The following is a 21,568-nucleotide window of genomic DNA, read 5'->3' as shown; positions in this document are numbered from 1 at the left end:
AAGCTCGATCGATCCTAAGAAGTTTTACTAACATGATCTCTAGAGTTCGTTCCAGACTCTGAGGTTAACAGTAGCGATCGAGACATTAATTCTATCTTAACTTCTTACCGTCCCCCGCGAACGCCATCTACCGATCAAATTTTTATGACCAATTCTCCCAACATTAAAACGGTTATTAGTCAAGAACCCTACATTATTCTTAACAATCAGGGAGAAATTCTCCCTTCTATTAATCTGAGTCGTCCTAATTATAAATTGGGTCGGGATGGTCAACAGGTGGATTTAGTTGTTCCCCAACACTGGACGGTGGTGAGTCGAGTACAAGCTTGTTTTCGTCGTCAGGGAGATGATTACTATATCTACGATGGAGACGGGACTAATCCTAGTTCCAATCAACTTTTTATCAACAATCGCGTCATTACTCCCAAAGAGGGCTATCTTTTACGAAATGGGGATGAGATTAATATCGGTCAAGATGTCAAAAATTGCGTCAAGATTACCTATTATCATCCTAACCAACAGGTAAAAAGCCCACCTTTAGCTTTTAAATCGGTTTCCCTAGGTAATCGCAGTGTAGTTTTAGGACGAGATAATGCTGCCACTGTGGTTTTAGACGCTCCGACAATTTCCCGACAACACGCGATTATCGACAGCGATAACCAAAATCGTTATATTCTCCACGACAAAAGCACCAATGGAGTCTTTATCGACGGACAAAAAGTATCAGGTAGTGCCATTTTAACTAATGGTTGTACGGTGAGAATCGGACCCTATAGTTTTCGTTTGCAGGGAGATGACTTAGTTTTATTAGATACGGGGGATAATATCCGTCTGGATGCCGAAAATATCGTCAAGATGGTGCGGGATAAAAAGAAACGACCTTTAATAATTCTCAATCATATCTCCCTACCGATCGAACCGAGTCAATTAGTGGCAATTGTCGGGGGAAGTGGTGCGGGAAAATCGACTTTATTAAAGACTTTATTAGGAATTGAACCCACCACCTCGGGAACTGTTTATCTGAATGGGGAAGAGCTGCGCCAGAATTTTAATATCTATCGCACCCAAATCGGTTATGTTCCCCAATACGATATCGTTCACAGGGATTTAACTGTGGGAGAAGTGTTATATTACGCTTCTAAATTAAGGCTACCTCCCGATCTTAATTGCCAAGAAGTGATCGAGAAAACCCTGCAGCAGGTGGAATTATTAGAAAGAAGAAATACTTTAGTCAAAGACTTAAGCGGTGGTCAATTAAAAAGGGTGAGTATTGCGGTAGAATTATTAGCCAATCCCAAATTATTCTTTTTAGATGAACCCACCTCGGGATTAGACCCCGGTTTAGATAAAAAGATGATGGAATTACTGGCAAAATTAGCCAAAGAAGGCAGAACAATTCTCCTAGTCACCCATGCTACTAATAATATCAATCTCTGCGATCGATTAGTTTTTCTTGGTCAAGGAGGCAATTTATGTTATTTTGGTTCTCCGGGGGAGGCCTTAAATTTTTTCTCTTTACCTCAGGGGGATTTTGCCGATATTTATATTCATCTGGAAACTAGGGAAAAAGTTGAGCAAGAATGCCAACGTTTCCAACAATCCGACTACTACAAAAATAATATTGAAGCAAGAATCGCTAAAATATTTCAGCAAAATCATAGTAAACCGCAACAGGTTCAACAATCTTTTTGGCCACAACTACAGGTTTTATGTCAACGCTATAGCCAATTAATTATCCGTGATCAATTTAGTTTAATTTTATACCTATTAACCGCACCGATCGGAATTTTCTTAATGGCTATGGTTTTAGGTGGCAAAAATCCTTTATTTTTGGGAGATAGTCCTAGTTTTGATCAGGCTATCCAATCGGCACCTTTAGCATTAAAAACTCTCTTTGTTTTTACCTGCGCGCAATTGTGGGTAGGTTTTGCCTGTTCCCTACAGGAAATTGTTAAAGAATCAGCCATTTATCAGCGAGAAAGATTAGTTAATTTGGGATTATTACCCTATTTATTCTCAAAAATTCTGGTTTTAGCATCCTTAGCTTTTCTGCAAACAATTGTAATTACCTGCGTGATATCTTGGGGATTTACTGACCCGCAACCGGAATTAATGACCTGGTTAACTGGCTGTTTTATTACCACATTTTTAACTATATTTGCGGCAATTAATCTCGGTTTATTAATTTCTGCTGGGGTTAGTAATATCACCCAAGCAAATAGCGCCTTACCTTTAATTTTAATTCCTCAGATTATCTTTGCTGGGGTATTATTTAGCTTAGAAGGTCTGGGGAAATATCTATCATGGTTGATGATTAGTCGCTGGTCGATTGCTGCCTACGGGGTATTAGTAGAGGTGGAAGCTATGATTGCAGAAGCGAAAGAACAAAATACCTTTAATATCCCTTTACCCTTTGAGGATGTCAATCAAGTTTATCAATTATCTATCAATAATTTGTTATTGAATTGGGGAGTTTTAATTCTTCATTCCCTTATTTATTTTCTCCTTACCTATTGGTTGCAAAAAAGAAAAGATATTTTATGATCTGAATTATGAATTATGAATTATGAATTATGAATGATAACTGATAACTGATAACTGATAACTGATAACTGACTCCTAACCCTACTTAATTTAACTTCAGATCAAGAGCGATCGGACATTCCACTTTCGTTCCCCCTAAACCGCAGTAACCGCCGGGGTTTTTCGCTAAATACTGCTGATGATAACCTTCAGCATAATAAAATTCAGGTGCGTCGATAATTTCCGTGGTAATTTGACCATGGCCCGCTTTATTGAGAGCGTCTTGATAGATCGATCGAGATTTTTCCGCTAATTGCTTTTGCTGGGGACTATAAGTATAGATACCCGATCGATACTGAGTTCCCGTATCATTACCCTGACGCATTCCTTGGGTGGGATTATGACTTTCCCAGAAAACCTTTAACAGTTGTTCGTAGGAAATCACCCTGGGATCATAAACCACTAAGACCACTTCATTATGCCCAGTCATGCCGGTACAGACTTCCTGATAGGTGGGATTGGGGGTGATACCAGCCGCATAACCCACGGCCGTGGTGTAAACTCCTTCTAATTGCCAAAATTTCCGCTCTGCTCCCCAAAAACAGCCTAAACCGAACATTGCGCTTTCCATACCGACTGGAAAGGGGGGCTGCAAAGGATGACCGTTAACGTAGTGGCTGCTAGGTACGGGCATTTTTTCCGATCGCCCGGGTAGTGCTTCCCTTACTGTAGGCAAAGTTAATTTTTTTCCGAATCCGAATAACACCATAATAAGAATTTGTCCAGAAAGTTTTACTTTACTTTACATTATCGCTTAATTTTGGCGATTTCAGTGATCAGTGATCAGAACTAAGGCTGCAGCCCAATTTTTGTCAATCTACTGATACCATTTTTCTAAAGTAATGACAGAGATGGTTAATTACCCTCACCCCCAACCCCTGTCCGGCGAAGGGGAGAGGCGAGTAGGATGCCTGCCACGAATAAATAAAAATGCTATCAGCCAATTACTCTGAGAGTTAAGTAGTAAGCGTTGGGTTTGTTGGGTTTCGCTTTTTCAATCGAATTAATAGGTTTTCTCCCAAGTATTGTTTCGCTCAAACCAACCTACGAGGCTGCCCCCTAATTAGATTTAATTGGGCTAACCTACTTCCCAATTGTGTTAGCATCAGAGATAAGTATAAAACAGCCGAACGATTAAAGCGGGACTATTGGCTCTATAGGGTGTTTAACTGTGGGACAATGTCGGAAGTTTATGTCATTCGAGATGCGGTTACGCTAGGACGGCAACCTGTTCAAGCATTGAACATTATCAGCTTGGACTAGAGGCAATTCTACGGCAGGATGAACGGGAATGAAGATCAGCAAAATTCAGATTAAAAATTTTAAGTCTTTTCAAGATGTTACCGTAGATTTAGATCCTGATTTTAATGTCTTTACTGGGGTTAATAATTCAGGAAAAACCAATTTGCTAGAGGCGATCGCTCTTTGGCATGAGTGTTTTAATAAGCTAATTCGGCAAGCGGGCAAAGGATATAAAGAGTTATACAAAAAAGGTGATTATATTCTCGGTCATACAACAGAAAAATATTTTCCTTACGAAACTATTAAAACGGTTAGAACTTCAAATATTGACGATATCTTTTATCAACGTGATACAACTGCTCCTATTGAATTGTCTATTAATTTAAATAAAGAAAATATAAATTTAGAAATTGGTTTTTCTATCAAGACTTTTGGTTTAAATTATGTTATCGAGCTTTTGAATTATAGCCAATATAACTTTAGAGGATTCAATGAGTTTTTTGAAAATTTTCCCAACCCTATTAGTGCATCTTTTGCCTCTCCTGTAGCCACCATCAGAACTGAGGAGAGATTTGTGACTCGTCCACAAATTATTGAATCTATTCAAAAAAGAGAGTCTGTTGAAGTTGTTCGTAATCGTTTATACAATCTTTATTATGATACAACTCGAAATGAAAATCTTTACGATAATTTTATTGGACATTTATCGTATATTCTCTTTAACAACGAGAAAAGAATTGAGTTTTTTCCTAAAAGTGATATCCAAAAAGATATAAAATCAGTGATTGATTATAAAATCGAGTCAAAAGATATTGAGAAAGATATTTCTCTGTTGGGAAGTGGAACGTTACAAATTATTGTTATTTTATTGAATCTTTACGCACCAGAAAAAACTAGAGACCTAAACTTAATTTTATTTGATGAGCCTGATAGTCATATTCATCGGGATATTCAAAAACGTTTAATCGATACGGTTCTTAGATTTTCGACAAATACTCAAATCTTTTTAACAACTCATAATGAGACTCTAATTCGTCAGGTTCCTCTGTATCAGCTTTTTCATATTGAAAACAGACCCAACTATCACTATACTTCTGTGGTTAAAGATGAACAGAGTTTAGATGTTGGCTCTCGTTTTAAAGGAATTTATCCCTCTAGTCTAAATCCGATTATTAGTTCTTTGGGTAATAGTAATGGTTTAGACGTTATCAATGCTATTGAGGCAGATCATATTTTATTTGTGGAAGGTCAGGATGATGCAAAAGCAATTTATACATTGTTACAAAAAATGACTTTAGGGGTAAATACCAAAAAATATGTCTTTTGGGTGATAGGTGGAGTCTCTCAAATTTTTAAGGATTTACCTAGTTATAAGACAGTTTTTCAGCAAATTAAGAATCAAGAAACGCTTTGGAGTAAGGCTTTTCTCGTCTTTGATCGTGATTTTATTGAAGATGATCACCGTGATAAGCTTATTGAAGCACTGGGTAGTCATTTTAAAATTCTAACTTATATCACTCCGTCTTATACTTTTGAGTCAATTTTATTAATGGATTTGATCAAGTTATCTCATCTACTAAAAAAATGGCTAGAAGCCAAAAAAGATGATATTAATATTGATCGATCTGCTTTGGTACAATCCCTAGAGAATCATTATTTAACAATTATGCAAGAAAAGCTAGAGAGTCTTGATGATAAATATATTGATGATACTTGCCATCGGTATGCCAACGTCAGGGAACAACTAAGTAAAAGGGATTTTTTGAATAACCAAAATCCTATTAGAGAAAAGGATATTAGTCTAAATACTCGATTTAGGAGGTATTTAAAAACCATCAATGACAATCGTGAATTTTATAAAATGGCTAATAAAAATGATGTTCAAGCAATTATCAATCAAGTGACCAAACCTTATAATATAGAGTTCAATATTGAGCAAGATTTTATTTCATTACTCAATCTTGTTGATCGCTCGACTTGGTTTAATGAGTGGGATTTTTTAACCAAATTGTAAAATTTTAACCCTGATGACCTACCCTAAACGCCTGATCGAAGTTGACCTACCCATTAAGCGAATTTCTGCCCATGCGCGGCGGTAAAAATCGATTCGTCATGGGCATATTTCTACACTTCATAGCGCAGCTTGACGGTGGGAGTATGTCAATGAATTTGCCAAGCAAACTGATTACTGTTCACTGTTCACTGAAAAAAGCTGCGCCGCTGCCGGTTCAAATTAACCGAAGTGAGGCATAAGAGTCAAAACTCCCAAGTCTAAATCTTTACTATCGATCGATTTTGCCTCGTAGAGGGCTAACATATCGTTTAATTGGGGATTACCGCAGGAGGAACCCGTTACCCCCATGGCAATAATCAAACCACAATAACCCTCGGTATTTTTGATGCGTTTTTGCCAATTGCGGCGAGCATTACGGTGATCGGGATCATCCTGCTCGAATTCTCCAAATAGATAGAGATCACCATTAGCCATTTTCAGAATCCCGAGATCATAACGGGTATCTTCTAGGGGATCTTCGCCGGGGTTAAAACCAATGGCCGCCAAACCGCCAGCTTGTTCGATTTTTTCGATCAGTTCCTTGGCCTTTGGTCGGGAGGTCTGGATCATGACCACGGGAAAACCCTCCCCTTTTGTGGGTACGGATTGGGGTTGATAATGGATTTTTGGACGACTGCGAATTTTATCCAATAATTGCCAGGGAACCATTCCCAAACTGAGGTGAGCATTATCAGGGACTAGATTTTCTTTGAGTACGGATTCTTCCTCATCATCCTCATCATCATCGTCGTCCTCCTCCTCCTCTAAGAGTTGCATAAATTCCGCACATAGATCGGGCATCGTGGCCACTGTCACGGCCACGGTTTCTCCTTTTGCTTGTTCGGGATCGAGGGGTATGCGAAAACGACGCTGTAATTCTCCGATCGGTTCTTCGGATAAAGCGGATTGATTGCCTTTAAAAAAGCGCAACAGAGCTATTAAAGCTAAATATACCGTGATTGCTTCTTCTTCATCTAAATAGGGTCGAATGCCTTCGTAGGGATGCACGCTGCCGAAAACTGGATGGATTTGGGAAGGGGCGACCGAGGCCAGATCGTAGTCATCCTCATCATCGTCCTCATCATCATCGGCCAATTCGTAGCTTAAAAACCAACAATCTTGGGAAAGAAAGGCTTTTTCTAATCTTTCCATCGATTTTTCTTCTAAAGCGGACTGGCGGAATTGTTTGAGGGATGCTAGGGAACGATAGAGAATGACTCCGTATTCCCGACCGAGCATTCCCATGACACAAGCGTAAAGATGCGGGAAATCGGGGCGATCGAGCTTAATTTCCAAAATATCGTAATCAGCTAAACAGGACCAGGGTTCAGCTTTCCAAATTTCGTGAGCAGTTTTCACTAAAGCAGACTGCCAAGCGGGGGGAATTGCTGGGGGGCGGTTATTTTGGAATTCGTCGAATCCACGAAAGAGATCATCGATCAGGGGCAAATTGGGGACATAATCGATGGTGATATCGAGATCTTGTAGCACCCCACGCAGAAAAAACTGTGTTTCTCGATCGCGGACGATAATTTTTTTCGGTCTAGCTGGCCGGGCGGGACTTTGCGGCGTTTCGATGGCGCGGATTAAGGTTCTCACCATGGCCTCGGGCCCGGTTTCGGGGGAAACTACTTCCATAGAGCGTACACAGCCCTCGCTACCATCCACCCAGATCACGCACTCGCCACCGCTTTCTTGATTTGGTTCTAGGGTAGCCCGGGGCATTCTCTCGGATAAGGATAAAGCACGACGATCTCCTTCCCAAACACTGGGAATTTGTGGAATTTTTTTGAGGCGGCTTTGGGTTGTCCGGGGCAGAAGATTCATCGGGAAATTTAGGGGTAGCTGTGTTAGGATTTTAACCTTTTCTTTTCAAGGATTCCATAAGAATTATTCTATCGATTTAGTCCATAACCTGATAGATAAACCGGAAACCTGACCAAGTTCCTAGATCAAAGGCGTATTCATCAATGACACTGCCAGAATTATCCATTTTTAAGCCTAAATCTAATTTTAGATCGCTCCAGAAAGCTCTGGCTATTTCTAGGGGGTTAGTCAGGGTGAGCAGTTGGGTTGCTTCTCCCTTGAGGCTTTGAGCGGCATTGAGAAGGGTCAAGGTATTCGGGAAAGGATGGCGACTGAGGATCAGTATATTCTCTCTGATGCCCTTGGGTTGACTAATTTTCCAATGTCCTAGGGTTGAATTGGGGATAGTGGCCTTGGTTTTGGCGGCCACGACAAAGGGGGCTAATGGGCTAGAATTGCTGAAATTATCGGGGTTTTCGGGACGGGAACAGTATAAAAGCGGTTGGAGATCGCTGTTGAGGATAAGGATTATTGCGTAGAGGGGTTGTTCTTCTTGATTTTCGATTTGATAGCGAATTTCCGTCCCAACGGGCAGAATTAAGTCATTTTTAGCGGTATTATTCCCCTTGCTACCCGCAATTTTTTGGGTTTGTACCGTGGAGATATAGGTTTGATCGAGGCTTTCTAGGGTGACAATGACGGCTAAACCAGAGGATTCTTGATTGATCAACAAGTGCCACAATTTGCAGGCCAGTAGGGTTTCTAGTTGCGATTGCAGTCTTTTGATTCCCGATTTAATTGCTTCGTTGGCCGCCCCTAAACTACCGATAATTGGGGAGCCATTGGCAGATAATAACTGATAATTGCCAGTTTCTTCGCTACCAACTCGACTTAAGAGACAATCTACCGTTTGTTCGCCAATGTTAACCACGGCGGCCACATCGGGCAAACCAGCAAAGGTACTGGTGGCATCTACCCGTTCAATCCGGGTTAAATTACTATCCAAACCGACGATTAAACCGATTTGACTCGGAAAAACCCGCAATTTTTCCTGTAGAATCTGTCCTATTTCTAGGGAAGCAGCCGGGGATAATAATTGCGCTTTGGCTTTTAAACCCTGACGGGAGAGAATTTGTAGGCTAATTTCCTCCCCAGTCGCCTCAATAAAGCTTAAACAGGAGTTAATTCCGTAATTTTCTAGGATTTCTAAGGGCAGGCCCACCAGATTGACTTCTAGGGTGCGTTCATCAATAAGATTTGTAACAATTGCTGCGCCCCCCCTTGACGTTTCTGACGTTGTATGATAGGGCGGCGCAGAATTATTTTTTTGATTGGTTAGGATTGCCGGCTGCTGTTGTTCACTGCTGTGACTAGCGACAAGATTACGGAGATGGGGAAAAGCGATCGCAATTGTCGGACTGGGGCAAGCTTGCCAGAGATACTGGGTGAGATCATAGGTGAATAAGCCAGCATTGGGGCTATTACCGCTCAATTCCAGGGCGATTTGCTCTGGTTTAGCGGCAGCGAGAATAACGCCGTTACTAAGCTTATTTTTGAGGTTAAAACGGGTTTTAATATCGGCAGCGAAAGTTAACTCGGCGGGGTTAAGATCAGTCAGGGCTTCGGGATAGGAACGAACGCGGAGATTACCGAGATAGGGCTGAGGTTGGGGGAGATGACTACTATCAAAAATCAAGCTAAACTTATCCGTAGCTAGACAGCGAGCCATCAGCAGGATATTTTCCTTAAGTAAAGCATTTTCTGCCCCATGAGCAGTAATAAAAACCTCTTTTCCGGCCCCAACACTGCCATAACCGCTAAAGTGAAAAATGACCACATCGCCTGCCTTGGCTTGGGCGATCAGGTGTTCTAAAAAAGCCGATTCGATCGCTTCTCCACTAGCTTTTTGTCCCGTTAAAGTCACTATATCAGCATCCTGAAAACCAAAACGATAACGGAGAAGGTCTTTTTGTAACTCCACATCGGTAAGACAACCGGGCAGCGGCGGAATATTCGCCCCATACTGGTCAATACCGACTAAAAGAGCCAATTTTCGGGGATTAGGGGCGGCGAGAGCAGCCAAATGACGGTTAAGGGTTCCTTGACTAATGGCCAAAGTCAGCAACCCCCAACCTGTCTGCTGGAGCAATTCTCGCCTAGTTATGTTCATGATCCTTGCATAGCCCGGATTAATTCGGCAGCCACTTCTGGACGGGAAAATTCGGGAGGTGGTAATTCTCCTTTACGCAGCAGTTCCCGGACTTTCGTTCCCGAAAGGTGGATTCTCTCTTCTGGTAAACTGGGGCTAGTTTTGGTGGTTGCCATTCCCGAAGTGCGGGTGCAGTAGAAAGCGTGTTCAAACTTCATCGGCACGATTCCCAATTCCCCCGGCTCGAACTCATCAAAGATATACTGGGCATCGTAGGTTCCGTAGTAGTCGCCGACTCCGGCATGGTCACGACCGACGATAAAATGGGTACAACCGTAGTTTTTACGGATAATAGCGTGGAAAATTGCTTCCCGGGGGCCGGCATAACGCATAGCTGAGGGGTTGATAGCTAGAATAACGCGATCTTGGGGGAAGTATTTATCCATCATGATCTCATAGCAACGCATCCGCACATCGGCCGGCACATCATCGCTTTTGGTAGCGCCGACAAGGGGATGCAAGAATAAACCATCTACCACTTCTAGGGCGCATTTTTGAATGTATTCGTGGGCCCGGTGGATGGGATTACGGGTTTGGAAACCGACAATCGTTTTCCAAGCTTTTTCGTGGAACATCTTGCGCGATTGCAGAGGATCGATCTGATATTTGGGAAACTGAGGATGAGGATCGCGCTGAAGTAACCATATTGGACCTGCGAGGTTAATTTCTCCCTGTTCATAGAGGACTTTTACCCCGGGGTGTTTCTGGTCGTCGGTGCGATAGACGTTAACTGCTTCGTGGGCCTTATTATAACGGTATTTTTGGGTTAGTTCCAGGACTCCGACAAAGTTGCCTTCGCTGTCGTCTAAACGAATCCAGTTGCCTTCTTTGAGAGGATCCGCCACTGCTTCGCTAACGGAAAGAGTCACGGGAATTGCCCAGGGTAAACCATTGATTAGACGCATATCATCGACGACTTTTTCGTAGTCGTCCTGTTCCATAAAGCCTTTGAGGGGACTGAAACCACCAATAGCAATCATAACTAAATCCGAGAGCGATCGTTCATCTAAGGAAACTCGCGGTAGTTTTTCAGCTAGGGCCAGAAATTCGGCTTTTTCGGCAGCGGTAGCAATACGATTAATTAATTGCCCACCGTGGGGCGCGATTCCTTCGGTCAGTACAGTCATAAAAATTTCTTTACATTGTCACGGTTGATCCTATCAGAAGTTGGTTAACCCTTAATCAAGGGGTTGGGTCTGGCGATGATTTTCCAGTTGGAACCGTTTACAATAAGATTTGTAAAAATTTATAAATAATTATGAGCGAAAAAGTTGTTCTGATTGTCGGTGCTACGGGGGGGATCGGTGCCACTTTAGCGCGTAAACTAGCTGTTAATGGTCATAAACTCGTATTAGTGGCCAGAAATGCCGATAATTTATCTAATTTAGCTGGTGAGTTGTCTTGTCCTTCTTTAATTGTACCGACGGATATCACCAATCCCACTCAGGTGGAAACTTTGATGGCCAAAATTGTCTCCCATTACGGCCGGTTGGATGTGTTGGTTAATGCGGCCGGAGCCGGTGTGATGAAACAATATAATAAAATCACGCCGGAAGATTTAGATAAAATGCTCGACCTCAATCTGAAGGGGAGTTTTTATACCTGTCAGGCTGCGGCTAATGTGATGAAGGAAAATAAGGCCGGTCATATCTGTAATGTGGTGGGAATTTTGGGTAAGCATTCTATGGCTATGGCTGCCGCTTATTGTGCTTCTAAGTACGGGGTGGTGGGTTTTAGTAAATGTTTGGCCGATGAGTTAAAACGCTATGGTATTAAAATGACTCTATTCTATTTTGGTGGTGTTGATACTCCTTTTTGGGATCAGGTGAGCTTAAAAGTTGATCGCAATAAAATGTTAACCGCTCAAACCGCCGCCGATGCTATCTATTTTGCCATGAATGCTGAACCCCAAGCTGTCCCGATGGAAATTAATATTCAACCCGATAGTCATCTCTTTTTTTAGTCATCAGGAGTCAGGAGTTGGGGTTGGGTACATCTCATTTTTGTCAATCTACTAAGTTGGGATTTTTAAAGGGAAACTTTCTTGCTACTAAAATCGGGTGTTACTTCTGGTTTTATACCTCAATCCAAGCTTTTGGGGGGTTCTACCCCCCAAACCCCCCGTTGGGGGCGTGGCGCCGCCCCCAAACCCCCCGCGCATTAGTTTTTCGGTGGGATGCTTACACGCAGCTGCTGATATATCTGTAATAATTTAAGGGTCACTGATAATTGCTGATTGTCGGTGTTTCTGCAAATGTGGGATGCACCCGTTGGGGTTTTAGGGTGTTGGGGTATTAGTTGAAATTCCCTTATCTCCCCACTTCTTCATTCCCCACTTCATAATTCATAATTCATAATTCATAATTCCTAACACTCAACCACTTTTTTGACTTTATTTATGTTTATTGATCATATTCATTTTTATGTAGAATCGGCCAAAAAATGGCGAGATTGGTTGGTGCGGGTGATGGATTTTCATGCGATCGCAAGTTTAGTTAATCTCCATACGCACACGGAAATAGTTGGCAATGGCATCCAAAAAGATAAAACTAAACAGATTATTTTTATCTTATCTTCTCCTTTAAATTCTCTCAGTCCCGTGGCGGAATTTTTAGGTAAATATCCTGAAGGGGTGGCGGATGTAGCTTTTCAAGTGGAGGATTTAGACGCTTTAGCTAGGAGAATTAAACAGGATATTTTTATTCAGGAAACTGCTTTTTCTAGGGGGAAGATAAAAAGCTGTCAAATCTCTAGCATTGCTAATCTCAAACATACGTTAATTGAAAGACAGGGAATCACGCCAATTTTAGACGATCCTAATCTGATTGAGTATGATAGTAAGGAACAATATAATCAGGATATTCTGGCGATTGATCATTTAGTTTTAAATGTTTTTCAGAGGAATTTAGAGTTAACAGCCAATTGGTATGAGGAAAATTTAGGCTTTAAAAAAAGGCAAACTTTTACTATTAAAACGGAGCGTTCTGGTCTTTATTCGCAGGTACTTGTTCACCCAGAAACCGAATTAAAATTACCGATTAACGAACCAGATAGTAACAGTTCTCAAATTCAAGAATTTTTGGATATTAATCAAAAATCTGGCATTCAACACATTGCTTTAAAAACAGAAAATATTTTAAAATTAACTCAAAAATTAAAAAAAAGAAAGGTAGATTTTTTGTCAGTTCCCGACAGTTATTATCAACAAATTAGCTATCAAAAAAAAGATTTTAATATTGCTGATTGGGAATGGTTAGAAATTAAAAAACAGGAAATTCTCATTGATTTTGAACAAAATAGTTATTCCCTATTAGAAAAGCCGACTTTATTGCAAATTTTCACTAAACCAATTTTTTCCCAGCCGACTTTCTTTTTTGAATTAATCGAGCGCCGTCATGCCGCTAGAGGTTTTGGAGAAGGCAACTTCCAGGCCTTATTTGAAGCGATCGAACGGGAACAAATACAGCGAGGAACTTTGGATTAGAATCGGAAAAGGGAGCATTTTTACCGTCAGACTATGGACGATAACGTAATTCAATCACATCTTTTTTGATCGTGACATCATAGGAACCAAAAAAAGTTTGTCCCAAGAGTCCTAATCCTTCCATTTGGGGAGAAATACCAACAATCTGATTAGATAAAGCCACCTCGCCAACTTTAACAGAATTAATGCGACCAAGATAAACCGTAACGACACCGCCGGCGGTATGAGCGAGTACTTCCTTTTCCCGTTTGACTTTCATTGCTTTCGCCATGGCATCGGTGAGGACGATACCACTAGCACCTGTATCAAAAAGCATTTCATAATAGTGACGGTTATTAAAAACTACCATCACCGTAGGAATGCCGTTAACCCGGCGTTGAATCGGTAACTGATAAACTTGCGGGGAATTTTTCCTATTTCTAGACGAACCGCCACAGAGACGGCTAAGATCTATGTGTTGTCCATCTGCTCTTTGGAGAAAGCATTCCGATTGAGCGAGAGTCGTAGGAGTGAAGGGAAATAACAGCAGGGTGCTGGCCAATGCGATCGCAGAAATAGACTTATTCATGGGTTCAACATCGAGAAGACCGACTCGGAAAAGAACGCTTCTAGCTCTATAATTCCCCAAAAATGCGGAAAAATAAGAGGAATTTAACCCGGAGGCCAAGCCATTAGGCGATCGCCTAAAAGATGGACATGAAGATGATCGACGGTTTGACCCCCATGTTCCCCATTATTGATCACTACTCGATAACCTTGACTTAATTTAGCTTCGGCGGCCACTTTTTTAACAGTTAGTAACAAATGTCCCAATAAATCGCGATCGCCTTCGCTGGCTTCCTCTAGTTTCGGAATCGGTTTTTTGGGGATAATGAGGATATGGGTGGGTGCTTGGGGATTAACATCTCGAAAAGCGAGAACCAGATCATCTTCATAGACGATCGAGGCGGGAATTTCTTTCCGGATAATTTTGCTAAAAATAGTCTCACTCATAGACAGATTACTTTTTTTTTCAACTATACCATTAAGCTCTCAGCTTTTCTGGCTAGGTTATACCGAGAAATAGGGTAATTTTCAGGTTAAATTCCCAAATAAAAGCATTTTTATGCGGAAAACTAGCCTAACATCCTGTTTTATTTTTCTAAGAACTCACTTTATTTTTACTTGAGCCAAAATGTTAGCAAGGGTTTGGAGTGCGGCAATTATCGGCATCGATGCCATTAAAATCGGGGTAGAGGTGGATGTATCGGGGGGATTGCCCGGAATTGCCGTGGTGGGTTTACCCGATACCGCGGTGCAGGAGTCGAAAGAAAGGGTAAAAGCTTCTCTAAAAAATGCCGGATTTGCCTTTCCCATCCGCAAAATTGTCATCAATTTAAGTCCCGCCGATATCCGCAAAGAGGGGCCAATTTATGATTTACCGATTAGTATCGGCATTTTAGGAGCCTCCGAACAGGTAGAAGCCGATTTATTGGGGGATTTTCTCTTTTTAGGCGAATTATCCCTTGATGGTAGTTTGCGTCCCGTGGCGGGGGTTTTACCCATTGCTGCCGCCGCCGAAAAAATGGGGATCAAGGGTTTAGTGGTTCCCGCCGATAATGCCAAAGAAGCGGCCGTGGTTAAAGGCGTACAAGTGTATGGGTTTCGTCATCTATCGGAAGTGGTAAATTTCTTAAATGAACCCGATCGCTATTCACCAATGACTTTTAACGCTGCCGAGGAATTTGGGCGATCGCGGGTAAATCTCCCCGATCTCAAGGATGTCAAAGGCCAAGCAATTGGCCGGCGGGCCCTGGAAATTGCTGCAGCTGGAGGTCATAACCTAATTTTTGTCGGGCCACCGGGCAGCGGTAAAACCATGTTAGCGCGACGTTTACCCGGTATTCTGCCCCAGCTGACCTTTGCCGAATCCCTAGAAGTCTCCCAGATTCATTCCGTCGCTGGATTACTGAAGGATCGAGGTTCTCTGGTGCGCGAGCGTCCTTTTCGCAGTCCCCATCACTCCGCTTCCGGAGCGGCGCTGGTGGGAGGTGGTACTTATCCCCGACCGGGGGAAATCTCCCTTTCCCACCGTGGTATTTTATTTTTAGACGAATTAACGGAATTTAAGCGCAGTGTCTTGGAATATCTCCGACAACCGCTAGAGGATGGTTATGTGAGCATTTCTCGCACTCGTCTTTCTGTGGCTTTTCCGGCCCGTTTTACCCTGGTGGCGAGTACCAATCCCTGTCCCTGTGGTTATTACGGCGATTCGGTGCAACCCTGCAGCTGTTCACCGCGACAACGGGAACAATATTGGGCGAAATTATCGGGGCCGCTTTTAGACCGTATTGACCTACAAGTGACGGTAAATCGCCTGAAACCGGAAGAAATGACCCAAGAGAGTCGGGGAGAAGCTTCTGAGCAGGTGCGGCAACGGGTAGAAGGGGCCCGACAAAAGGCCAGCGATCGCTTTCAGAATACGGGGATTCGCTCTAATGCGGAGATGAATTCCGAGCATTTGCGGCGTTTTTGCGCTCTGGATGATAGCAGTCGCCATATTTTAGAAGGGGCAATCCGAAAATTGGGTTTATCGGCCCGAGCAATGGATCGTATTCTTAAAGTTGCCCGCACCATTGCCGATTTAGGAGATAGTGAAATGCTGAAAAGTTCTCACGTTGCCGAAGCAATTCAGTATCGCACTCTCGATCGTTTAAGTTAGGGTTTGCGGCAAAAAGTTTGTTGGTGGGGTTAGGAGTCGGTCGTCAGGATTCAGGATTCAGGAGTTGAGAGTTGGGGTTTTAGGGAGTTGGGGTTTTATGGTTTTGGGGTATTAGTTGAAATTCTCCTATCTCCCCACTCCCCCATTTCCCCATTTCCCCACTTCTCCATTTCCCCATTTCCCCATTTCCCCATCACCCTACACCCTCTTTCAAGTCAGGAGTCAGGAATCGGGCGATTCTAAGCGTTTTTGCCATTCTCGATCAATTTTATCTGATCGCTCGATCTCTTGTTCGAGATAGTCTTGATCGGTAGAATAACTAATATCAGCATCTGTAATCACTTTTTGGTCAGCAAATTGACGAGAGTAGGCCAGTTTTTGCTCTAATTCAGGATTACTTTGGGCTAATAAATCTGCTCTTTTTTCTCGCTGTTGATTGCGTTGATTAACCCGATCATTTCTCCACTGTAAAAAGAAATAACGACCGAGGGGAATCCCCAAAAAAGCACCAGCATAACTGAGGAGAAAACCGTAGATTCCTGTGACTATCGACCCCAGAGAACCACTCAAATCCACACTATCACTGTTGAGCAAAGATCCTAAAACTAAAGCGAGGATAAAGTTAACCACCCCTAAACCTAAAGCTAGGATAATTTGACCGCTATCTGCTTCGCTAAATTTCCAGCGTTTTTCCTTTAGATAGGGGGAAACTGTTTGTAATTTTCTCTTTTTGGTTGTCACCTGTAGATCGGGAAAATAATAGATAATATCGCCTCGATCGGACACTTGCGGCAATCCATTAAAGCGGGTTAAAACTGGGAGTATATAATCTTCTGTCTCCTCATTACTGGGAGTAATACTATCGAGATAGGGGGTAATTTGTGGGGCAATAATCGAGCCGCGATTATTTTGAATTACTTTACCGATAGTTTGCCAGCGTCTCTCCTCTAAATTAAAATTAGGATCGCCATCGCCAAAAAGAAAAGAAAAAACTGCCTCGAGAAAATTCATCTTACTAGGAGGTTTTTCTGCCTTAACTTCCCTATCCCTTCTTTCGTAGTAGTTATTACCAAAATTGGGATAAAAAATCCAGAAAAAGTCCGTGGGAAAGAAGTTAATATTAATGTTGTTATTTCCAGAATTGTTATCGGAGTCACTATCTTTGAACATTAAGCCGATCAGGATCGCCAGAATAGCCAGCAACAGGATTAAAATCGAAATAATTAAAACAATGCCAAAGGAAATGCGAATAACATAAAAAACTACTTTCCAGATTTTACTGGCGAAAGCTTTTAACTGCAATTGCCAATATTTATTCAGGAGAATCGAGCGAAAATTTTCGGGGAAAAGATAGATAATCTCCCCCGTATCTGCTACCTGTAAATGTCCCCCCGCTTCCGCAGCTAAAGCTAATAATCCCTGTTGTGCAGCATTAATCTCTAAACCCGATTTTGCCGCCACATCACCCACCGTAACCCGATAGCCTAATTTTTCGATCGATTGTAATAGAGACTCTTGGGGATTCATAGAAAATACTGTTCCTCTCGATTATCCTATTTTCTAGTGTAGTTTTGATTTTGTCTTTTTGGCAGCGGCTATCTGGATTGACAGGTGCGGCATTTTGGACTCGATCGAGAAAATATCGTTATAATTGTTCCAATAGTCGCAAAAAGCAGGGCTAAACTGTATAAATAGTTACTTTATAAGCAATTATCAGAGGTGAGCATGAATGCGTCGGAACAGGCAAAAGGATTAGAATTAACGGCGAAGATCGCCACACTTGTCAACCTGTTTAAACAACAATTCCCCGATGCAAAGGCAGATCTGAAACCTTGGCGCAACGATCCCCACACAAGAGAGTTAACGGATCCCGACTCGATCGATATCGCTTTCCATTTTCCCGGTTGGAGTCCTAGAATTCAAGGGCGCAGTATTCTGGTACAAATTCGTTTTCATCTCGATAGCGAGGATCAGCATCAGCGTTTGATTGGCTTAGAAATGCAGGCTTTTAACCATCAAGGAACCGCTTGGCGACTATCTACGGTGGAAAATTGGCAATTAGTGGGTAATTATCAACCTTCTGCTAAGGTGGCTGATAAGTTAAAATATTTCAGCCGGCAGGTGTTTGAAGTTTTTAAAAATGAGAATCGATAAGGCTCTTTCGGCACTCTCGGCACTCTCGGCAAAAGATCGTGGCTCTTCTGGTTTCTGTGTGGAAACGGGGTCTATACTGATAGTTTCTTCAGCAAAATAGTCCTAAAAGTCTTTCCAGGTAAATATTTCGGCTCTTCGGTAACTGTTATACAAATAATTAACTTAAAATAAAATTCGATGAGAGAGCCTACGCCCAAAAATAGCTGAAACCCATACAGGAAAAGGTTTAAGGCACAAACTGGTTAATACAAAAAGATAGACAATCGAGTTAAGATTTGATATAATAGCCAAAAACCAGAGTATTTTACTTATGATACTTGACAAATTTTTGAACCTAGAAGGAACCTCTATTCAAGGCTATCTACACCTAGAAAATATCGGTATAGTTTTCCAAATCGAATCGAAAAATCAAAAAGCAATCTGTCCTCGTTGTGGGTTAGAGAGCGATAAACTCCACCAAAATCATCGACATTTAGTCAAAGATTTACCAATCTCAGGACAACCAGTGTACCTACAAGTTAATCGTCGTCAATTTAAGTGCGGTAATTGTCAGAAACCCTTTAGCGAAGAGTTAGATTTTGTCGGCAAGAAACGAACCTATACGAAAAGACTAGCCGAGAATATACTCGAACAATTAAAATCAGGAGATATTTTAAATGTTAGCCGAAGAAATGACGTAACGGAAGAAGAGATTCAAAGAATGATAGAGGACATAGCTGAAGAAATTACAGAGACAGACCTATCGAAATTAAAAAGACTAGGAATTGACGAAATCGCTCTAGTCAAAGGACAAAAAAATTACTGTGCAGTTTTAGTAAATTTAGATACGAGAAAACTAATAGCTATTCTAGAGAAGCGAACACAAGAAGAATTGAGGGAAACGCTTACAGGGTGGGGAAAAGAGGTGTTAGAGCAAATTGAAGAAGTCAGCATAGACCTTTGGTTGCCCTATAAAAATTTGGTGAAAGAATTGATGCCATCGGCCGAGGTAGTCGCCGATAGATTCCATGTAATGAAACAAATTAATCAAGAGTTAGACGAACAGAGAAAAGCAGAAAAAAGAGCCGTAGAAGCGCAGAAAAATAAAAAACAGAAAGCGGAAAAAGAAGCGAAGCTAGAAGTTTTAAAGCGAAGTAAATATAGCTTGTTAAAAAATGAAAAAGATTTGACGGAAACTCAAAAAATCAAACTAGAAGCTATCAAAGAAAATTTCCCAAGTTTGAAAAAGATGCAGGAGTTAAAGGAAGAATTGAGAAAGATTTATGAAACCTCAGAGAATCCGACAGAGGGAATGCTATCCATCTCGGAATGGTTGGCAAAATCCTCCAGTGTTTTTACTAAGAGTTGTCAAACAATCCGAAACTGGTTTGGAGAAATTATTAGTTATTTCGAGCAAAGGACAACAAATGGGGTGGTCGAGGGAATCAACAATAAACTTAAACTAATAAAACGGAGAGCCTATGGCTTTAGAAACTTTCGGAATTTTTGGGTTAGAAGTATGTTATCTTGGCATCTTGTTTGTTGATTTAGCATAAAGGGTAACGAAGAGCCTAAAAACATCATATTTATATTCTTGTTGACTGTTCATCTATTCTTTCTCGCAAGTCAAAAGTCAAAAGTGATAATAAATCCGGTTATTATAAAGCTGCCCGATTTCGGGGTTCAGTCAATTGACAAATTGTTGTGGATACCGAGGAAAATTAGGGAAGATATGGGGAAGGAATAATTAGCGATCCTTGAAAAGAGGGCGAACGAGGGGACTCGAACCCCCGAGTGGTGGAACCACAATCCACTGCCTTAACCACTTGGCTACGCTCGCCGTACACTTTTTCAAGTATAGCACAAGGCCAATGGTTGACAAGAGGTTTTTTATCCTAATTCAGGCTATGGTTAGGGTAAGTGAGTGATGATGTGAGAGCTTATGAAATTGGTACGGTCAGGGGGAATGGTGTTAGGAGTGGTTTTAGGGGGAATTGCGGGGATATTGCTGACAACTAACCCCAATCGTCAAGATTACGAACAATACGCTTCCCAGAGGTTAACTAGCTATCTTAAGGATCATGTCTGCGCTCGGGCGCAAGCTTCCATCGAGGTGCAAGCTCTCTTACGGGGTTACTGTAAAATGTTGGTGGATACGGGTCATCCTTTTTTACAAGAAGCGATCGCTACTAACACCACTAGAAGGAATTTTCTCATTTTCAGCGTTTATCAAACGGAATTATTGTTCCCTCCCCCTTTACCTAGTTATCAATTCAGTACCGTCGGTTTTTTGAATAAATTGTACATCTACGAAGCTTTACAACTGTAGTCAGATAATTGAAATTGTCCGAGAGTGATTTCATTGTAGTGGTGATAGCTGAAACTTTTGCTAATTGGGCATTGTAGTTATGAATAAAGTGTAAAACAGCCCCAAGGTGATTCTCAATTTTTTGATCGCTGGTGATTGGGATTTTCCCCATTTACGGAAAAAAGCAGACTTTGCCATTCTAAAAGTACAGGAATCGGGATACTGAGAGAGCGGGGATTGTCTAGGGGTAGGGAAAGCTCGATCGCTTCGGTAACGGGTAGCTGCGTTAAGATATCCTGCATATTGTATTGACCAACGTTAGCTGCGGGTGATTCTTGGGCAAAAGCATCCTCAGCCGCTAAAATTTGACCTTTAGCAGTGGTTATCGTTAATCTTTCCGGGTGAAGAAACTCAATCCCCTCTGGAAATCCCACCAAGCGCAAACTAATTTCTACCGTTTCCCCATCTTTAACCCGTTTGAATAACACCACCTGCCAAGGACTACCGGTATCATCGCGCAAACTATGACGGGATTGATACAACAGCTGCCCGGGTCCTTCTAGCTGTTGTCGAGTTAGAGCTAGTGCGGACAAGGAAAAATCGATTTTAAGGCTGATAAATAGCAAAAAACTCACGAGAACACAAAATAATAACAGAAATCGTTTCATAACTTTATTGACATTAGCTAAAAAATATGATAAGAGCTTCGGCACTTGAGCCAAATTAATATAATTATATCACTATATAGTTATTTATTTAGAAAAGCTGCTGTCCAGGGAAGTGGAGCGGCTTTTTTCCGCAAAGACATTGTAAGTAGTCGTGCAAAATTAATTTCCTAGTAAAGATAGGCACTCATGCAAGAGGCAAAAGGCAAGAGGGGGTTAGATATGTGTAATTAATTTTGCTTAGGTACTTATGATTGATGAGATAAATTGATAGTTGCAAGTTACTTTGGCTCTCTTGGATTTGGTGGGTAAAATGTATTACTAAGATACATTCCTCCTAGCGAGGGGGTGGAACGAACCACAAAGACACAAAGGACACAAAGA

Annotated in this window: 16 protein-coding genes, 1 tRNA gene and 1 pseudogene; 8 read left to right on the top strand and 10 right to left on the bottom strand. The window is 41.7% G+C overall.

Going from position 1 to position 21,568, the window contains the following annotated elements; genetic code table 11:
- Positions 1-144 precede the first annotated feature (144 nt).
- Complete coding sequence (locus ACE3JL_RS06285) at positions 145-2,544, top strand: ATP-binding cassette domain-containing protein (RefSeq protein ID WP_375329082.1); 2,400 nt, start codon at positions 145-147, stop codon at positions 2,542-2,544.
- A gap of 85 nt (positions 2,545-2,629) precedes the next feature.
- Here ACE3JL_RS06285 and msrA read toward each other — a convergent pair whose 3' ends face one another.
- Positions 2,630-3,292 (bottom strand): peptide-methionine (S)-S-oxide reductase MsrA, encoded by a 663-nt coding sequence (gene msrA, locus ACE3JL_RS06280; protein ID WP_271992783.1) that lies wholly within the window; start codon positions 3,290-3,292, stop codon positions 2,630-2,632.
- Between the two features lie 582 nt (positions 3,293-3,874).
- On the opposite strand from msrA, the gene ACE3JL_RS06275 reads away from it, so the two are divergent.
- Positions 3,875-5,839, top strand: a complete 1,965-nt coding sequence (locus tag ACE3JL_RS06275) for an ATP-dependent endonuclease (protein ID WP_375329081.1) — start codon at positions 3,875-3,877, stop codon at positions 5,837-5,839.
- 219 nt (positions 5,840-6,058) lie between these two features.
- On the opposite strand, the gene ACE3JL_RS06270 is transcribed toward ACE3JL_RS06275, so the two are convergent.
- From ACE3JL_RS06270 to sat, 3 genes are all read right to left on the bottom strand, one after another.
- A complete protein-coding gene (locus tag ACE3JL_RS06270) occupies positions 6,059-7,705 on the bottom strand; it encodes a DUF6930 domain-containing protein (protein WP_271992780.1) in 1,647 nt (548 codons plus the stop codon).
- A gap of 76 nt (positions 7,706-7,781) precedes the next feature.
- Complete coding sequence (locus ACE3JL_RS06265; protein ID WP_375329080.1) at positions 7,782-9,854, bottom strand: caspase family protein; 2,073 nt, start codon at positions 9,852-9,854, stop codon at positions 7,782-7,784.
- Complete coding sequence (gene sat, locus ACE3JL_RS06260; RefSeq protein ID WP_193958109.1) at positions 9,851-11,020, bottom strand: sulfate adenylyltransferase; 1,170 nt, start codon at positions 11,018-11,020, stop codon at positions 9,851-9,853. The genes ACE3JL_RS06265 and sat overlap by 4 nt, the downstream gene beginning before the upstream one ends.
- Before the next feature lie 131 nt (positions 11,021-11,151).
- Between sat and ACE3JL_RS06255 the strand changes: the two genes are divergently transcribed.
- Both ACE3JL_RS06255 and hppD read left to right on the top strand, forming a co-directional pair.
- Positions 11,152-11,856, top strand: coding sequence for an SDR family oxidoreductase (locus tag ACE3JL_RS06255; RefSeq protein WP_271992776.1), 705 nt, complete (start codon positions 11,152-11,154; stop codon positions 11,854-11,856).
- Between the two features lie 435 nt (positions 11,857-12,291).
- A complete protein-coding gene (gene hppD / locus ACE3JL_RS06250; RefSeq protein ID WP_271992775.1) occupies positions 12,292-13,377 on the top strand; it encodes a 4-hydroxyphenylpyruvate dioxygenase in 1,086 nt (361 codons plus the stop codon).
- A 31-nt stretch (positions 13,378-13,408) separates the two neighbouring features.
- Here hppD and ACE3JL_RS06245 read toward each other — a convergent pair whose 3' ends face one another.
- Together ACE3JL_RS06245 and ACE3JL_RS06240 are read right to left on the bottom strand one after the other, a co-directional pair.
- Positions 13,409-13,945: a TIGR02281 family clan AA aspartic protease gene (locus ACE3JL_RS06245; protein WP_271992773.1), complete on the bottom strand. Its 537-nt coding sequence runs from the start codon at positions 13,943-13,945 to the stop codon at positions 13,409-13,411.
- Between the two features lie 83 nt (positions 13,946-14,028).
- A complete protein-coding gene (locus ACE3JL_RS06240) occupies positions 14,029-14,370 on the bottom strand; it encodes a histidine triad nucleotide-binding protein (RefSeq protein WP_271992771.1) in 342 nt (113 codons plus the stop codon).
- A 232-nt stretch (positions 14,371-14,602) separates the two neighbouring features.
- On the opposite strand from ACE3JL_RS06240, the gene ACE3JL_RS06235 reads away from it, so the two are divergent.
- A complete protein-coding gene (locus ACE3JL_RS06235) occupies positions 14,603-16,078 on the top strand; it encodes a YifB family Mg chelatase-like AAA ATPase (RefSeq protein WP_371413389.1) in 1,476 nt (491 codons plus the stop codon).
- A gap of 222 nt (positions 16,079-16,300) precedes the next feature.
- Here the strand turns inward: ACE3JL_RS06235 and ACE3JL_RS06230 are convergent, their stop codons facing one another.
- On the bottom strand, positions 16,301-17,605 hold the full coding sequence (locus tag ACE3JL_RS06230; protein ID WP_271992768.1) for a hypothetical protein: 1,305 nt from the start codon (positions 17,603-17,605) through the stop codon (positions 16,301-16,303).
- 198 nt (positions 17,606-17,803) lie between these two features.
- On the opposite strand from ACE3JL_RS06230, the gene ACE3JL_RS06225 reads away from it, so the two are divergent.
- A complete protein-coding gene (locus ACE3JL_RS06225) occupies positions 17,804-18,232 on the top strand; it encodes a hypothetical protein (RefSeq protein ID WP_271992767.1) in 429 nt (142 codons plus the stop codon).
- On the opposite strand, the pseudogene ACE3JL_RS06220 reads toward ACE3JL_RS06225, so the two are convergent.
- Positions 18,179-18,385 (bottom strand): annotated as a pseudogene (locus tag ACE3JL_RS06220) (hypothetical protein). The gene ACE3JL_RS06225 and the pseudogene ACE3JL_RS06220 overlap by 54 nt on opposite strands.
- 157 nt (positions 18,386-18,542) lie before the next feature.
- Between ACE3JL_RS06220 and ACE3JL_RS06215 the strand changes: the two are divergent.
- Complete coding sequence (locus tag ACE3JL_RS06215; RefSeq protein WP_375329079.1) at positions 18,543-19,757, top strand: ISL3 family transposase; 1,215 nt, start codon at positions 18,543-18,545, stop codon at positions 19,755-19,757.
- Between the two features lie 221 nt (positions 19,758-19,978).
- Here ACE3JL_RS06215 and ACE3JL_RS06210 read toward each other — a convergent pair.
- A tRNA-His gene (locus ACE3JL_RS06210) sits at positions 19,979-20,051 on the bottom strand.
- A 102-nt stretch (positions 20,052-20,153) separates the two neighbouring features.
- On the opposite strand from ACE3JL_RS06210, the gene ACE3JL_RS06205 reads away from it, so the two are divergent.
- Positions 20,154-20,540: a DUF4359 domain-containing protein gene (locus tag ACE3JL_RS06205; RefSeq protein ID WP_150975629.1), complete on the top strand. Its 387-nt coding sequence runs from the start codon at positions 20,154-20,156 to the stop codon at positions 20,538-20,540.
- A gap of 113 nt (positions 20,541-20,653) precedes the next feature.
- On the opposite strand, the gene ACE3JL_RS06200 is transcribed toward ACE3JL_RS06205, so the two are convergent.
- The gene (locus tag ACE3JL_RS06200; RefSeq protein ID WP_271988527.1) at positions 20,654-21,187 is read right to left on the bottom strand and encodes a DUF3122 domain-containing protein; all 534 of its coding nucleotides are present in this window, start codon (positions 21,185-21,187) and stop codon (positions 20,654-20,656) included.
- Positions 21,188-21,568 lie beyond the last annotated feature (381 nt).

Origin of the sequence: Microcystis sp. BLCC-F210 (genome assembly GCF_042134685.1) — a bacterium.
In the GTDB taxonomy this organism is placed as follows: Bacteria; Cyanobacteriota; Cyanobacteriia; order Cyanobacteriales; family Microcystaceae; genus Microcystis; species Microcystis aeruginosa_D.
Note: the sequence above shows the minus strand (reverse complement) of the source record. Positions and strands in the feature narration are given on the sequence as shown.